This window comes from Nocardia sp. NPDC050710, from assembly GCF_040654375.1.
Taxonomy (GTDB): Bacteria; Actinomycetota; Actinomycetes; order Mycobacteriales; family Mycobacteriaceae; genus Nocardia.
The window spans coordinates 40,601-54,787 of sequence record NZ_JBFAHV010000025.1 but is presented as its reverse complement, the minus strand read 5'-3'; the positions used below and the strand labels follow the sequence as shown (position 1 = coordinate 54,787).

Annotated in this window: 18 protein-coding genes and 1 riboswitch; of the genes, 9 read left to right on the top strand and 9 right to left on the bottom strand. The window is 67.9% G+C overall.

What is annotated here, in order from left to right; all coding sequences use genetic code 11:
• Positions 1–298: 298 nt before the first annotated feature.
• The 3 genes from AB0H61_RS31960 to disA all read left to right on the top strand — a co-directional run bounded on the left by AB0H61_RS31960 (position 299) and on the right by disA (position 3,634).
• Positions 299–1,003 carry a hypothetical protein gene (locus AB0H61_RS31960; protein WP_357311460.1) on the top strand — a complete coding sequence of 235 codons (705 nt, stop codon included), beginning with the start codon at positions 299–301 and terminating at the stop codon, positions 1,001–1,003.
• A gap of 106 nt (positions 1,004–1,109) precedes the next feature.
• The gene (radA, locus tag AB0H61_RS31955) at positions 1,110–2,498 is read left to right on the top strand and encodes a DNA repair protein RadA (RefSeq protein WP_357311459.1); all 1,389 of its coding nucleotides are present in this window, start codon (positions 1,110–1,112) and stop codon (positions 2,496–2,498) included.
• A gap of 83 nt (positions 2,499–2,581) precedes the next feature.
• Positions 2,582–3,634 carry a DNA integrity scanning diadenylate cyclase DisA gene (disA, locus tag AB0H61_RS31950; RefSeq protein ID WP_357311519.1) on the top strand — a complete coding sequence of 351 codons (1,053 nt, stop codon included), beginning with the start codon at positions 2,582–2,584 and terminating at the stop codon, positions 3,632–3,634.
• A gap of 59 nt (positions 3,635–3,693) precedes the next feature.
• Here disA and AB0H61_RS31945 read toward each other — a convergent pair whose 3' ends face one another.
• Together AB0H61_RS31945 and AB0H61_RS31940 are read right to left on the bottom strand one after the other, a co-directional pair.
• Positions 3,694–4,407 (bottom strand): hypothetical protein, encoded by a 714-nt coding sequence (locus AB0H61_RS31945; RefSeq protein ID WP_357311458.1) that lies wholly within the window; start codon positions 4,405–4,407, stop codon positions 3,694–3,696.
• Between the two features lie 114 nt (positions 4,408–4,521).
• Positions 4,522–5,145, bottom strand: coding sequence for a carbonic anhydrase (locus AB0H61_RS31940; protein WP_357311457.1), 624 nt, complete (start codon positions 5,143–5,145; stop codon positions 4,522–4,524).
• Between the two features lie 99 nt (positions 5,146–5,244).
• On the opposite strand from AB0H61_RS31940, the gene AB0H61_RS31935 reads away from it, so the two are divergent.
• Complete coding sequence (locus tag AB0H61_RS31935; RefSeq protein WP_357311456.1) at positions 5,245–6,177, top strand: A/G-specific adenine glycosylase; 933 nt, start codon at positions 5,245–5,247, stop codon at positions 6,175–6,177.
• A 46-nt stretch (positions 6,178–6,223) separates the two neighbouring features.
• Here AB0H61_RS31935 and AB0H61_RS31930 read toward each other — a convergent pair whose 3' ends face one another.
• A complete protein-coding gene (locus AB0H61_RS31930) occupies positions 6,224–6,967 on the bottom strand; it encodes an alpha/beta hydrolase (protein ID WP_357311455.1) in 744 nt (247 codons plus the stop codon).
• 98 nt (positions 6,968–7,065) lie between these two features.
• Here AB0H61_RS31930 and AB0H61_RS31925 point away from each other — a divergent pair, with 98 nt between their 5' ends.
• From AB0H61_RS31925 to AB0H61_RS31910, 4 genes are all read left to right on the top strand, one after another.
• Positions 7,066–7,383 carry an antibiotic biosynthesis monooxygenase gene (locus tag AB0H61_RS31925; RefSeq protein WP_357311454.1) on the top strand — a complete coding sequence of 106 codons (318 nt, stop codon included), beginning with the start codon at positions 7,066–7,068 and terminating at the stop codon, positions 7,381–7,383.
• Positions 7,384–7,472: 89 nt separating this feature from the next.
• A riboswitch (cobalamin riboswitch) is annotated at positions 7,473–7,626 on the top strand.
• A 30-nt stretch (positions 7,627–7,656) separates the two neighbouring features.
• Positions 7,657–7,851, top strand: a complete 195-nt coding sequence (locus tag AB0H61_RS31920) for a CbtB-domain containing protein (protein WP_357311453.1) — start codon at positions 7,657–7,659, stop codon at positions 7,849–7,851.
• Positions 7,842–8,672 (top strand): CbtA family protein, encoded by an 831-nt coding sequence (locus AB0H61_RS31915; RefSeq protein WP_357311452.1) that lies wholly within the window; start codon positions 7,842–7,844, stop codon positions 8,670–8,672. Before AB0H61_RS31920 ends, AB0H61_RS31915 begins: the two co-directional genes overlap by 10 nt.
• A gap of 35 nt (positions 8,673–8,707) precedes the next feature.
• Positions 8,708–9,196 (top strand): hypothetical protein, encoded by a 489-nt coding sequence (locus AB0H61_RS31910; protein ID WP_357311451.1) that lies wholly within the window; start codon positions 8,708–8,710, stop codon positions 9,194–9,196.
• A gap of 221 nt (positions 9,197–9,417) precedes the next feature.
• Here the strand turns inward: AB0H61_RS31910 and AB0H61_RS31905 are convergent, their stop codons facing one another.
• From AB0H61_RS31905 to AB0H61_RS31890, 4 genes are all read right to left on the bottom strand, one after another.
• Positions 9,418–9,858 carry an OsmC family peroxiredoxin gene (locus AB0H61_RS31905; protein ID WP_357311450.1) on the bottom strand — a complete coding sequence of 147 codons (441 nt, stop codon included), beginning with the start codon at positions 9,856–9,858 and terminating at the stop codon, positions 9,418–9,420.
• A 185-nt stretch (positions 9,859–10,043) separates the two neighbouring features.
• Positions 10,044–10,499 carry an SRPBCC domain-containing protein gene (locus tag AB0H61_RS31900; RefSeq protein ID WP_357311449.1) on the bottom strand — a complete coding sequence of 152 codons (456 nt, stop codon included), beginning with the start codon at positions 10,497–10,499 and terminating at the stop codon, positions 10,044–10,046.
• Between the two features lie 42 nt (positions 10,500–10,541).
• Positions 10,542–10,862: a multidrug efflux SMR transporter gene (locus AB0H61_RS31895; protein ID WP_357311448.1), complete on the bottom strand. Its 321-nt coding sequence runs from the start codon at positions 10,860–10,862 to the stop codon at positions 10,542–10,544.
• Between the two features lies 1 nt (position 10,863).
• Positions 10,864–11,511, bottom strand: a complete 648-nt coding sequence (locus AB0H61_RS31890) for an NAD(P)H-dependent oxidoreductase (protein WP_357311447.1) — start codon at positions 11,509–11,511, stop codon at positions 10,864–10,866.
• 121 nt (positions 11,512–11,632) lie between these two features.
• Between AB0H61_RS31890 and AB0H61_RS31885 the strand changes: the two genes are divergently transcribed.
• Positions 11,633–12,226, top strand: a complete 594-nt coding sequence (locus tag AB0H61_RS31885; RefSeq protein WP_357311446.1) for a helix-turn-helix domain-containing protein — start codon at positions 11,633–11,635, stop codon at positions 12,224–12,226.
• Between the two features lie 72 nt (positions 12,227–12,298).
• On the opposite strand, the gene AB0H61_RS31880 is transcribed toward AB0H61_RS31885, so the two are convergent.
• Both AB0H61_RS31880 and AB0H61_RS31875 read right to left on the bottom strand, forming a co-directional pair.
• Positions 12,299–13,171 (bottom strand): ABC transporter permease, encoded by an 873-nt coding sequence (locus AB0H61_RS31880; protein ID WP_357311445.1) that lies wholly within the window; start codon positions 13,169–13,171, stop codon positions 12,299–12,301.
• Positions 13,168–14,070, bottom strand: coding sequence for an ABC transporter ATP-binding protein (locus AB0H61_RS31875; protein WP_357311444.1), 903 nt, complete (start codon positions 14,068–14,070; stop codon positions 13,168–13,170). The genes AB0H61_RS31880 and AB0H61_RS31875 overlap by 4 nt, the downstream gene beginning before the upstream one ends.
• Positions 14,071–14,187 lie beyond the last annotated feature (117 nt).

Sequence of the window (14,187 nt, the reverse complement as noted above, 5' to 3'; positions counted from 1 at the left end):
CCACCGTTCAACCGTCCGCTCCCAACCCAGCCCCGCACGGAGCGAGTCTTACGAGCGACCGTTCGCGGCCGTCTCGCTGCCGAGCGGCCGAAGCGCACGCGACGCAGTCGCAAGTCTCGGCCGCTCGGCAGCGAGACATCAAGGGCCGCGAACACGCCGCGCCCGCGCGGCCAACAACACAGCCGCAGGTGCTGCAAATCAGACACAGCGGTGCGGTTAGACTCCGGGCTAACTACTACGCTGCCTAGTTACTACTCTCTGTAGCGGAGCGAGACCCGGTCGACATGGAGGACAACCCGTGACTGCCCTGAATGCTGTGACCGCCTCTTCGGGGGCGCGGACGCGACGTCGCATGGTGACGGTTGCCGCACTCGCCGCGGGCGCGGCGATCGCGATCTCCGGTTGTAGCGCGGGTCAGGTCTCACAGACCGCGGACCAGGTCGCCGCCGTCAACGGCAATAGCGCCGATGCCGAGAAGATCGCCCTGCGCAATATCCACATCGTCTACCCCGGCGAGGGCTACACCAACGTCAAGGGCGGCAAGGCGCTGATCGCGCTGTCCATGATCAACAACAGCGAGTCCAAGGACGACAAGCTCGTCAGCGTGACCACCGAGCTCGGCCCGGTGAAGATCACCCCGGCCACCGGCAAGTCTGCCGTCGTGATCGCCCCGCAGCAGACCGTCGTCGCGGGCGCCGCCAAGCCCGCGGCCAAGCCGGACGCGCACGACACCGACTCGCACGGCTCACAGCCCGCGGGCCAGAAGCCGGCCGATCCGGAAGCCAACCCGGCGACGATCGAGATCAGCGGCCTGACCCGCGACATCACCCCGGGCCTCACCTACAGCATTCTGTTCAATTTCGAACGCAACGGGCCCGTCAAGGTCGAGGTCCCGGTCGACGCGGGCATCACGACCGAGCGCCACGAGTCGGATAAGTCCGGCCCGGCGGCCGAGGGCGGACACGGGTCCGAAGGCGGGCACGCGTCCGAGGGCGGACACTGAGTCACCCATCCCGCGTGATCGCGGGGTGATAGAGGCTGTCGCACCCGGTGCGGCAGCCTTTGTCATACATGGAGTCGGTGTCGGACCCCGTACGTAAGGTGCGCCTGTGGCAAAGACGAAGCCGATCTTCCGGTGTTCCGCCTGCTCGCACGAGGTCGCCAAGTGGGTGGGCAAATGTCCCGCCTGCGGGGCGTGGGGCACCGTCGACGAGGTCGTCCTCGCGGCCACCCCCGCGGGCGTCCCCGCGCGCCGCGCCATGCTGCCCAGCACCGCGGCCGCCCCGATCTCCACCATCAACTCACAGGTCACCCAGGCCAGGGCAACCGGCGTGTCGGAGCTGGACCGGGTACTCGGCGGCGGCGTTGTTCCCGGTTCGGTGGTGCTGCTCTCCGGCGAGCCCGGGGTCGGGAAGTCGACCCTGCTGCTCGAGGTGGCCTACCGCTGGGCCGCCCAGCGCGACGAGAAATCGTTGTATGTCACGGCCGAGGAGTCGGCGGGGCAGGTCCGGCTGCGCGCCGACCGCACCGGCGCGGTGCACGAGCGGGTGTATCTGGCCGCGGAGTCCGATCTGTCGATTCTGCTCGGACATGTCGAACAGGTGCGCCCGACGTTGCTTGTGGTCGACTCGGTACAGACCATCCTGGCGCCCGAGGTAGACGGCGTTATCGGCGGCGTGACCCAGGTGCGCGCGGTAACCGCCGCGTTGACCTCGCTGGCCAAGGCCAGCGGCATCGCGGTGCTGCTGGTTGGACACGTCACCAAGGACGGCAACGTCGCGGGCCCGCGCACGCTGGAGCATCTGGTCGACGTGGTGTTGCAGTTCGAGGGCGATAAGAACTCCACGCTGCGCATGGTGCGCGGCATCAAGAACCGCTTCGGCAGCGCCGACGAGGTCGGCTGTTTCGAACTGCACGAGGACGGCATCGCCGGGGTGGACGATCCGTCGGGGCTGTTCCTGCACCACCGCACGGATTCGGTGCCCGGCACCGCGGTCACCGTCGCGATGGACGGTAAGCGTCCGCTGGTCGGCGAGGTCCAGGGCCTCACGGTGAAGACCGAGATCCCCGCGCCGCGGCGAGCGGTGAGCGGGCTGGACTACAACCGCGTCGCCATGGTGCTCGCGGTACTACAGAGCCGCGGGCGGGTCTTCCTCGGCAAGCACGACGTCTACGCTGCGACTGTGGGCGGGATGCGGCTGGTGGAGCCTGCCGCTGATCTGGCCATCGCACTGGCGATCGCCAGCGCCGAATCCGATACCGCGCTGCCCGCGGGGTGGGTGATCCTCGGCGAGGTCGGATTGGCGGGCGAGGTGCGCAAGGTGACCGGGTTGTCGCGCAGGCTGGCCGAGGCCGAACGGCTCGGTTTCACCAACGCCGTGGTGCCGCCGGGGTTGGAGCGAATGAAAGGCGGGGGCATGAGGATCCACGAGGTGACCGATCTGCGATCGGCCATCAAAATCAGCGGCTTACGCAAGCTACGGAGCGTGAACGAGTGATAGCGGGTCGGTGGGCCGGCTATCTGCTCGGCCGTCCCGCGCCGCCCGACGGTGCGGCGGCACAGCCGACCACCGACGCGCGCCTGCGCGACACCATCACCAGGCTGGCCCCGGGCACCGAACTACGCGACGGTCTCGAACGCATTCTGCGCGGGCGCACCGGCGGACTGATCGTGCTCGGCCACGACGACACCGTCGAACGCATCTGCGACGGCGGCTTCGAACTCGATGTGGAATTCGCGCCCACCCGGCTGCGCGAGCTCTCCAAGATGGACGGCGCGGTGGTGCTGTCCAGCGACGGCACCCGGATTCTGCGGGCCAATGTGCATCTGGTGCCGGATCCGGCCCTGCCGTCGGTGGAATCGGGCACCCGGCACAAAGCGGCCGAACGAACCGCCACGCAGACCGGATTCCCCGTGGTGTCGGTGAGCCAATCGATGAGCCTCGTGACGGTCTACGTGGCCGGTGCGCGACATCTGATCCAGCCTTCCGCGGCCATCCTGGCGCGGGCCGATCAGGCGCTGGGCACCCTGGAACGCTACAAGTTCCGGCTGGACGCGGTCTGCAGGCAGCTGTCCAACGGCGAGGTCGAGGACTTCGTCACCCTACGCGACGCACTCACGGTCGCGCAGCGGGTGGAAATGGTGCGGCGCATCGCCGAGGAGATCGACCGGGACGTGCTCGAACTCGGCACCGACGGACGTCAGCTCGCCCTCCAGTTGGAGGAGCTGGTCGGTGACAGTGCGTGGTTGCGCGAACTGCTGGTGCGCGATTATCTGCGCGGCGAGCCCGCGGCGCGTGCCGTCGATCGGGCCATGGAGCATCTGGACGCGCTTTCCGACTCCGAGCTCCTGGATCTCACCAATCTCGCGGGCCCGCTCGGCTATCCGACCACCATCGAGGCGCTGGACGCGCCGATGCGCCCGCGCGGCTACCGGGTGCTCACCCGGATCCCGCGGCTGCATTTCGCGCAGATCGAATCGTTGGTCGGCTCATTCGGCACATTGCAGGGACTACTCGCCGCCACCACGACCGATTTGCAGTCGGTGGACGGCATCGGGGTGCCACGGGCGCGGCAGATCCGGGAAGGGTTGTCGCGCTTGGCCGAAGCCGGGATCGACACCCCCTACGACTGAACCGCCTGAACCGCCTGAACCGACTGAACCGCCTGAACCGCCGGAACCGGCCGAACCGATCAGGCGATATTGAACGGCTCGGCCGCGCTGCGTACCGAACCGAGCTGCGCGACAACGGAATACGCGCCCGCTGGCACCGGAACGCGCTCACCCGCACAGCTGGGTTGCGAGGTGGAGCCGGACCAGGTGACCTGGAAGGCGGCCTGCTCGCCGCGGTTGAGGGTGCGCATATCGGGCTGGCCGTCCGGGTAGCAGTCGGTGCTCGACCACAGCCTGCGCTGTCCGTCGAGCGAAAACACCGAGATCTGCTGGAGTCCGGAGCCGACATCTCGGGAGCAGGCCACCGACGAGATATTGGTGATCACGATCCCGAAAACCGGCTGCTCGCCCGCCTTGTAGGTCGGCTGCTCCACGGTCACCTTCACGGCGAGCGACTGATCCGGGCACTGCGGCTGCGCGACCGGCGCGGCACTCGCGGAGGCCGCGGCGCTACCGTTTGCCGCGGCGCTACTGGTCGCCGCGACGCTTCCGTTTGCCGCGACGCCACCCGATGCCTTCGCCGCCTCCGAGGTGGGCGACGGCTTGTCACCGGACTTCTTGACCGACGAGGTGGAACCGGCCGCGACCTTGGTGTCGCCGGGGGAATTGCCGCCGCGCACGACCATCACCACCAGCCAGATCACCAGCGCAAGCGCCACGACCAGAGCTCCGATGGCGAAAACACGACGACGCCAGTAGATCTCCGGTGGCAGCGGTCCAGTCGGTTCCAGCACGCCTCAACGTTAAGGGCACAAACGGGTAACGTGACTCAGGACCTCGGCGTGTCGGGCAGCGAGCAGCGCTCGTGCCCACCGAATTGCCATCGGCACGCTGGGAAAGCTATTGGCTCAGACCACTTCGCCGATATTGCCGACGACACGCTGAAGCTTCACTTGGCCGTCGGCCAGCTTGTAAGTGACGCAGGCGATGGCGCATTCGCCGGTCGCCACCCGCTGGGAGATGATCATCGACCGCTGCATGAGCAGCCTGCTGGTCTCCACCACATGCCTCGCCTCCATCTCGTCGACGGTCGACAGGCCCTCGCGGCGGCCGATCAGGATGGAGGGCGTGACCCGCTCGACGACACTGCGGATGAACCCGCCGGGCACCTCACCGCCGTCCAGTGCGTCGATGGTGGCCTTCACGGCACCGCAGCTGTCGTGCCCGAGCACCACGATCAGCGGTACGTTCAGCACCTGCACGCCGTACTCGATCGAACCGAGTACCGAACTGTCGACCACGTGGCCCGCGGTACGCACCACGAACATATCGCCGAGGCCCTGATCGAAGATCAATTCGGCGGCCACGCGGGAGTCGCCGCAACCGAACAGGATTGCCGAGGGGTGCTGGCCGCTCACGAGTTTGGCCCGGTCCGCGGCACCTTGACTAGGATGCAGCAGCGTGCCGTGGACAAAGCGCTCATTGCCCTCGCGAAGAGATTTCCAGGCGCTGATCGGGTTGGAATCGGGCATACCGTCCATTGTGCACAAGGGTTTTGCTACCAGCGAGTCTGGTTCGTTACGGATCGGCAAATATCGACTTGCCGTGGCACAGCAGGAACGGTGAGGACGATGCAGGCCAGCACAAGGAATAAGCGCTCCGAGCGGCGCGGGACGAGCACCGACGCGATCGATGCCGAGGCGTTGCTGAGCTGGTATGCCGACACCGCGCGTGATCTGCCGTGGCGCCACGCGGGGGTCACCGCGTGGCAGATTCTGATGAGCGAAATCATGCTCCAGCAGACACCGGTGGTGCGGGTCGAACCGATCTGGCGGGAATGGGTTGCGCGCTGGCCGGTGCCGTCGGCGATGGCCGCCTCCTCGCAGGCCGAGGTGCTGCGAGCTTGGGGCAAACTCGGCTATCCGCGCCGCGCGCTGCGGCTGCACGAATGCGCGCGGGTGCTGGCCGCCGAGCACGGCGACGAGGTGCCCACCGAGGTCGACGTGCTGCTCGGGCTGCCCGGCATCGGCGCCTATACCGCCCGCGCGGTCGCCTGCTTCGCCTACGGACAGCGAGTTCCGGTGGTCGACACCAATGTTCGCCGCGTGGTGGCGCGCGCCGTACACGGACGCGCCGAGGCGGGCAATCCGTCCTCTCGCGATCTGCCCGAGACCGAGGCGCTGCTGCCCGCGCGGACCGACCGCGCCGCGGTGTTCTCCGCCGCCCTCATGGAGCTCGGCGCAACGGTCTGCACCGCACGCACCCCCGGCTGCGACCGCTGCCCGCTGCCGCGCTGCGCCTGGGTGAGCGCGGGCCGACCCGCCTCCGAGGTGGTGCGCCGCGTCCAGAAGTACGAGGGCACCGACCGCCAGGCCCGCGGGCGACTGCTGGACGTCCTGCGCGATGCCAGTGGTCCGGTGGAGCGGGTTCGCCTCGATCTGGCCTGGACGCGCGACCCGGGGCAGCGCGACCGCGCACTGGATTCGCTACTCGTCGACGGGCTGATCGAGCAGACCTCCGACGGCCTGTTCGCACTCGCGGGCGAGGGCGGAGCCGCGGGCTGAGGCCATCCGAGCCCGGCCGAATATGGTTGCCGGGCGGAACGTTCCGTCAGGCGAGCACTCGGCGCAGGAACTGTTCGACCCGCTCGCGGTAGCGCTCGGGCTGGTCGTCGTGCACGAGATGCCCGGCATCCGCGATCAGTACGTATTCGGCCGCGGGGTTCGTCCGTGCCATTTCGCGCATCTGCCCGGGCGGGGTAATGGTGTGCTCACCCTCGATGAGCAGGGCCGGTGCCCGCACCGCGCGCCACTGGCTCCAGAAATCCCTGGTACCCCACTCCTCCGAGATATCGCGGAAGGTGGCGACCGAACCGTGCAGCCGGTAGCCGTCCGGTCCGCGCTCGAAGGATTTCAGGAAATAGCGGCCCGCCACCGGGCCGAAGAAATCGAGCACCGCGTCCGCGTCCGGAAACGGTTGCGGCCATGCCTCGATCATGGCCGCCCAGTTCGCGGCGGTGCGGCCGGTGAAATCAGGCGCGATGTCCTCGACCACCAGCGCCCGGACCCGCTGCGGATATCGCGCGGCGAAGACCCAACCGTGCAGACCGCCCATCGAATGCCCGATCACGACCATGGGTTCGGTAATGGCCGCGGTGGCGGCGGCGAGGTCCTCGACGAAGGCCTCGGTGGTCAATTCCTCCGGTGCGGGCCGACCGTGACCCGCGGCGTCGAAGGTGTAGAGATGACCGTGGCCGCGCAGCCAATTCAGGTGGTCTCCCCAGGTGCGGGCGCTACCCATCAATCCGTGCAGCAGCAGGATCGGAACCCCGGCACCGCCTTCGTCGTGCAACACGGGGTCGATTTTGCCGCGTGTATCGCACGGCGCACCCGCGGCCCCATCCGAGCGTGCACCGAAGTCCGCGACCACGGGCGAGAACGTATTGTCGAATCATGGCTGTTGTGAAGATCAACGCGATCGAGGTTCCCGAGGGCGCGGGCCCCGAGCTGGAGAAGCGGTTCGCCCATCGTGCGCACGCGGTCGAGGGTTCGCCGGGTTTCCTGGGGTTCCAGCTGCTGCGTCCGGTCTCCGGCGACAATCGGTACTTCGTTGTCACCCAATGGGATTCCGAGGAGTCCTTCGCGGCGTGGCGGGACGGTCCGGCGCGTGCGGCGCATGCGGGCAGCGGCGAACAGAAGCCGGTGTCGACCGGTGCCTCGCTGCTGGAGTTCGAGGTCGTACTCGACGTCGCGGCCAAGTCCGCATCCTGACGAATCCGCGAATGGCCTGGCAGGTTCGGTGTCACCGAGCTGCCGGGCGACTCGCCCGACGCCGTGGCACCGTGCTGCCGATCGTATTGACGTCGGATGCCCTCGGGTGTCACAGTTCGAGTGACCAAGCGATGGTGATGCGGTAATTCCGGTGTGATTCCGGAGCGGTCGCGCCACTGTGTTCCATGCACCGAGTCCTCGGTGCCGGAAAGCCAGACACCGGCACCGTCGCACCGCACAACTCACGGGACGCGCATCCCTAGGAGGACTCGAATGGCTATCGCGCATTCGCCCAGCCGGGCATCCGAATCCCTGGCCACCGTACTCATCACGGTAGGCGTCGTTCTTCTCGCACTGCTCACGCTGTACCTGGTCGGCTTCGACCAGGGCGCAATCTCGCGTAGCGGGATGTTCATGCACGAGCTGATGCATGACGGACGCCATCTGCTGGGTGTTCCGTGCCACTGATTTCGCCTACCCCGCCGACTCGGTCGGCTGCCGTCCCCCTGGCTGGATCGTTCAAGACGCTGCTGTTGCGCGGTCTGCTGGCCGGCTTGATCGCCGGTCTGCTGGCCGCCACGGTGGGCTATTTCGTCGGCGAGCCGAAGATCGATGCCGCCATCGCCATCGAAGAGGCGAACTCCGCCGCGGAATCGGGGCACTCCGCACCCGAGGACACCGCGGGCCATTCACACGGCGACGAGGAGGAGCCGCTGGTCAGCCGGAGCGGACAGAAGGCGGGACAATTCCTCGCCCTCGGTCTCGGCGGGCTGGCATTCGGCGCGATCTTCGGCGCGGCCACACATTTCGCGCGCCGCCACACCACCCTGTCGGGACCCGGGCTGGCGATAGCGCTGGCGGCGGGCGGCTGGCTGGCCATCGTCGCGGTGCCGTTCTTCAAGTACCCGGCGAATCCGCCCGCGGTGGGCGATCCGGAGACCATCAACGACCGCACCCTGCTGTGGGTGGGCGTGGTGCTGCTCGGCTTCGTCGCCGTCGGCGCCGGGGTCTACGTGTACACACTGCTGCGGGGCAGGCTAGGCACACTGCGGCTCATCGCGGGTGTCGCCGCGTTCGTCCTCATCACCACGCTCGGCTACATCCTGCTGCCCGGCGTCGACGAGGTGAAGGCGGACTTCCCGCCCAGTCTGCTCTGGCAGTTCCGGGTGGCGTCGCTGGCGCAGACCGCCACACTGTGGGCCGCGCTCGGGCTCGGATTCGCATTCCTCACCGAATACGCCACGCGCTCTAGTACTGCGGTACCGGAGCAGGTTGCTACCGCGGGCTGATCCGCACATCGCACGGACAGGGCAGTGTCGGTCGTATGACCGGCACTGCCCCTTCCGTCCGGCCCGCGGCGCTGCGCGCGGCCGAACCACATCGAACCCCACGCGCCGTCTCGGTGGCCTTCGGCGGACTCGTCGTCGCGCTGGTCGCGGGCGTCGCCGAAGCGATCGCGCAGGCCACGATCGCCCTCGAGCGGCCGCCGACCGATCTGCCCGCATTGGCGACCGGGCTGCTGCGCGGCGCCATCTACCTGGCGGTATTGCTGGTCGCCGTCCGGATGACGCACGGCGACCGCTGGGCCCGCCTGACCCTGACCTTCGGCATCGGCGTCCTCGGCCTGACCTCGCTCATCGTCGAACCACTGCGGGCACTATCGAACGCCGATGACTTCGGGGACCTGTTCACCGATGTGACAATGAGCGATCTGACCATCGCCGCACTGCGCGCGATCCACGTCCTGGCCGTCCTCGTCGCCATCCCCGCCATGTACACCCCCACCGCTCGCCGCCACTTCCGCACTGTCTGACGGGCACCTTTACGAGCAAAGGCCGCCGGTTCTCCGAACTGCACAGAGAACCGGCGGCCTTTTCGCAGAATCACCGTTCCCGAATACCCACTGATCTCGCCAGCACATGGGTAACTCGCCGGGTACCGGCTAACTCATCCAGCACCTCACCGCCGGCCGCCGACGCAACGATCTCGGCACCCAGATCTGGCCAGAAGACCCGGAGAGGCGGAACAGCCAATTCACATGAGTGCGGCGTCGAGGGTGATGTCGTCCACGCCCGCCAGCGCCTTGCTCACCGGGCACCCGGCCTTGGCGGCGGCCGCGGCGGCCGCGAAACCGTCGGCGTCGATACCCGAGACCCGGCCGCGGACGGTCAGCTTGATGCCGGTGATCCGGAAGCCGCCCGCCGGATCGGGGCCGAGGCTGACGTCGGCGCTGACATCGAGGCTCTCCGTCGTGCCTCCCGCATTGCCGATCTGGGCCGAGAGCGCCATCGCGTAGCAGGAGGAGTGGGCCGCCGCGATCAGCTCTTCCGGACTGGTCGTGCCGTCGGCGTTCTCGGCGGAACGCTTGGGGAACGACACATCGAACTTGCCGACGCCGGAGCTGGCCAGTTCGACCTGTCCTGAGCCATCCTGCAGGCCGCCGATCCAGGCGGTGCGCGCGGTACGAGTAGGCATCACGGTCCTTTCACAGATGATGCGCCTCCGCCTCTCCGCGACTCCAGGCCAGACACGGCGCCGCGAGAGTGACGTCGGCGGCCAGCGGTTGACCGCGTGGCCGAATTTTGGGCGTACCCGGGGAGTTACCGATGTACTCACGAAATCAGTCGTTACGTACTCGGAGCATGATAGTCATGAATTGGTCAGTCCGAGGCGCTGGTTCGACGGTCGAGTTGCTCGAGCACCAGCGGCCAGGCGGCCTGATGCCGGTCGCGGGCCGCTTCGTTCGGAAATCCGGCGTGCCGCAAGCGAAGTCGGATGCCGCGCGGCTGGTGCACGAATTCGATGGACACCACGGTTTCGGCGCCCTCGGTGCCCTCCGCCCCGGTGACCCAGGTCAGCTGCACCAGCCGCTCTGGCTCGAGCCGCAGGAACCGGCCGTAGTGCGGATAGCGCTTACCCTCGTGCTCGGTTTCGAAGAAGAACGGTTCGTTCACCGCGGGCCTCATCACCACCGAACCCGGTGCGGCGAACCAGATATCGAAACCCTGCGTCAACGCGGCGTAGAGCAGGCCGGGTGAGGCGGCCATGACGCGCTCGACGGTGAGCTCGTGGGGTCGAGCGGAAAGATCAGGCATACGAACCGACTGGTCGACCATGACTGGACCATACCCGGGCCGCCGGATCGTATGCGGTATTCGCTATTCAGGGTTGGTGACCCGCGCCAGCACGATGCCGCCGAGGATCAGCGTGAGCGATAGCAATCGGCCCGTGCCGAGCGGATCCTTGTGGACGACCACGCCGAGTCCGATGGCGCCCACCGCGCCGATGCCGGTGAAGACCGCGTACGCGGTGCCGACCGGTAATGTCTGCATCGCCCGCGACAGCAGGTAGACCGCGAGAGCGCCGAGCGCGAAGCAGATCAGCGTCGGCAATGGGCGGGTGAAATTCTCGGTCGGCTTGATGCTCTGCGACCACACGATTTCGACCAGCCCCGCGACGGCGAGAACGGCCCAATTCATCTCAGTACTCCTTCGCCAGTCGGCGCGCGGTCTCCAGCGCGCGGGTGTAGGAGGCGTCGTGCTGGTCGCGCAGGTGCGCCAGCGCCGGGTCCTGCCGGGCGTTGGCCAGTTCCGCGGTGATGAAAACCGTGTCCTGGACGGCGAAATGGCCCGCGAAGAAGTCGCGCAGATACCGCTCCTGATAATCGAAGGCCGCCTTGGGCGAACCGGGCGAGTAAGCGCCGCCACGCGCGGTCGCGACCACGAAACGGCGGTGCCCCAACGACATTCGCGGGAAGGTGAGCTGATCAAGCCAGGCCTTGAGCGCGGCCGGAATGGAGTAGTTGTACATCGGGGTGCCGATCAGGATGACATCTGCCGCAAGCACTTCGGCCAGCAAGGGCTCGATGATCCGCCATGCCGCGGCCTGGGCCGGGGTGCGGACCAGTTCGGCGAGCCGGGCCGGATCGGTACTGCCCTGTGCGAGCACCGCATCGCACAATTCGGTCCAGACCTCGTCGATGAAGGGCACCGGGTGGGCGGCCAGATCCCGGAACACGTGGATGCCGTCCCGGTTCTCGGCCAGCCAGGCGGCGGCGAATGCGGCGCTCAACTCGCGGCTGATGGAACGGCTGCGCGCGCTCGCATCCAGGTGCAGCAATGTGGTCATGACTGGTCCTCACTCATATCGTTCATCAGTAATCCGGACATTGCGTCCGGTTAGCCCGGCGTCAACGATAGAGAAAACTGGACATGTTGTCCACTTATTCCATAGGGGTTAGAGTCGCGATATGGAGTCCAGAGCCGATCTGCTCGCCGATGCGTCGACCGCACCGACGGAGCGCGCGGACGCGGCCCGCAATCGCGCCAAGGTGCTGGCCGCGGCCGCCGAACTCTTCGTCAGCCGCGACCCGCGCGCGGTGACCATGGATGACATCGCCAAGGCGGCGGGCGTCGGTCGCGGCACCCTGTACCGCCGGTACCCGGATCCGAATTCGATCGCCGTAGCCCTGCTCGACGAACACGAACGCGCGCTACAGGAGCAACTGCTGCACGGCGCGCCCCCGCTCGGCCCCGGTGCACCGCCCGGCGACCGGCTCGCCGCCTTCTACACGGCGATGATCGAACTGCTCGACGCACACGCGAATCTCGCACTCGGCGCGGAGACCGGCGGCGCGCGATTCACCACCGGCGCCTACGAATTCTGGTACGCGCATGTGCGGACGCTGCTGGTGGCGGCGGACATACCGGAGCCGGACGGGTTGGTCGATCCACTACTCGCGCCGCTGGCCGCCGAGGTATTCCGGCAGCAGCGCGAGCGCGGGCTCGGATCCGCCGATATCGCCGCCGCGCTGGTACGGCTGGCGCACGGCGTCCTCGGTTGAACCGGACGGCGCTGGAGGTACCCGCGCGGCGAAACCGTCGGCGGACACTCCGCCGACGGTTCGGCAGGTCGCTCAGACCAGATCACGCTGCCTGATCAGCCACAGCGTGCCGACCGCGAAGATCGCGATATATCCGCCGAGCACCATCAGCGATTCACCGCGCGACAGTATGTCGAGTACCCCGGGCGTGGCCGGGCCGTCCACCGTCCGCATCGCCCCGGCCAGCGAGCCCGCCGCGGTGCCGGGCAGGTGGTCGGTGATCGCCGCGATCGGCCCCCAGATCCCCGCCACACCGCGCAACAGATTCTCCACCACCAGCACCCAGACCAGTCCGAGACCGACCGCGAGCGCCGGCCCCCTGGCGATCGCGCCGACCAGCGCGCCCGCCAGCGTCCACATGCCGAGAATCGCCGTGCCGGTGCCGATTCCGATCAGCGACCGCGAAATACCCGGCAGCGCAAGCGGCTGCGACTGGGTAGCGGCGACGAGCGAGGCCACCGCCACGTCCACGACGAATGCCACGCAGACCAGCGCGACCACCACCAGCGCCAGGCTCACCACCGCGCCACCGATCGCGGCGATCCGCGACGGCCCCTGGGTCAGCACCGTTTTCCAGGTGCCCCAGCCATATCCGCTGCCGATGACCAGCGCACCGAGAATGAGCATCAGCGCGCCGCCGAACATCGCCATGCCCTGGGTGAAGACCTCCGGTACCGCGGCGGGCAGCATCTGTTGCAGTAGAACATCTTTCGGCAGATCATCGGCCATCGCGCCGGATTCACCCGAGGTGTAGGCCAGGTATTCGAACAAATAGGAGAAGGTGAGGTTCAACAGAATCCAGGTGCCGAGAATGATCCAGAAGGCAGGCCATGTGCGCAGCCGCAACAGCTCCGCCCGCACGCTTGCCATCAGGTCTTTCAGGTCGACCGCGGCCGGGGTTCTCATCGCACGGCCTCCAACCGGGTCATTTCGAAGAACACTTCCTCCAGGGACTTTTCGTCGATGCGCAGCTCCAGCAGATCCGCGCCCGACGCGACGACCGCCCGCGCCACCTCGGGCGCGGCCGAAGCCCCGGCCTCGACGCGGATGCCGCCCGCGGTCAGCAGCGCGCCGCGCTCACCGACCATCCGCAGCACCGCGGGAAAGGCCAGTTCCAGCGGCTCGGCTCGCACCAGCAGCGAGGAGACGCCGCGCAGCTCGGCGACGGTGGATTCGGCCAGCAGGGTGCCGCCGGAAATCACCCCGACCCGATCGCAGATCTCCTGTACCTCGCCGAGCATATGACTGGAGAGCAGCACGGTATGCCCGTCGGCGGCCAGCTCGGTAATCAACTCACGCATTTCGGCCATGCCCGCCGGGTCGAGGCCGTTCGTCGGCTCGTCGAGAATCAGCAGGTCGGGATGGCCGAGCAAGGCCGCGCCGACGCCGAGCCGCTGTTTCATGCCGAGGGAGTGGGTGCGGAACTTGTCGTCGCCGCGATCGGCTAGGCCGACCCTGGCCAGCGACTCCTCGACCTCGGCCCGGCCCAGACCGCGATACCTGGCCAGCACCAGCAGGTTGTCGCGACCGGACAGGTAGGGGTAGAAGCCCGGCCCCTCGATCAAGACACCGATCCGGCGCAGCACCGCCGGGTCGCCGGGAGTGTGCCCGAGTACAGTCGCGATGCCCGCACTGGGCCGGATCAATCCGGTCAGCATGCGCAGAGTTGTCGTCTTACCGGCCCCGTTCGGGCCGAGGAAACCGTAGATCTCCCCCGCCTCGACACGCATGCCGACACCGTCGACCGCGATATGGGCGCCATAACGTTTGGTCAGCCCTGCGGTGACCACGATGGAATCTGTCATACCCCGAGAATCCGCCGTGGCCTGGGCCTACACATCCGTCGTGCGGCGACACCGGAGGTACGTATCTCGGCTTAGTCCCGGCGTGTAGTCGTCGATTACGTAGCGCGGCGGACGCTG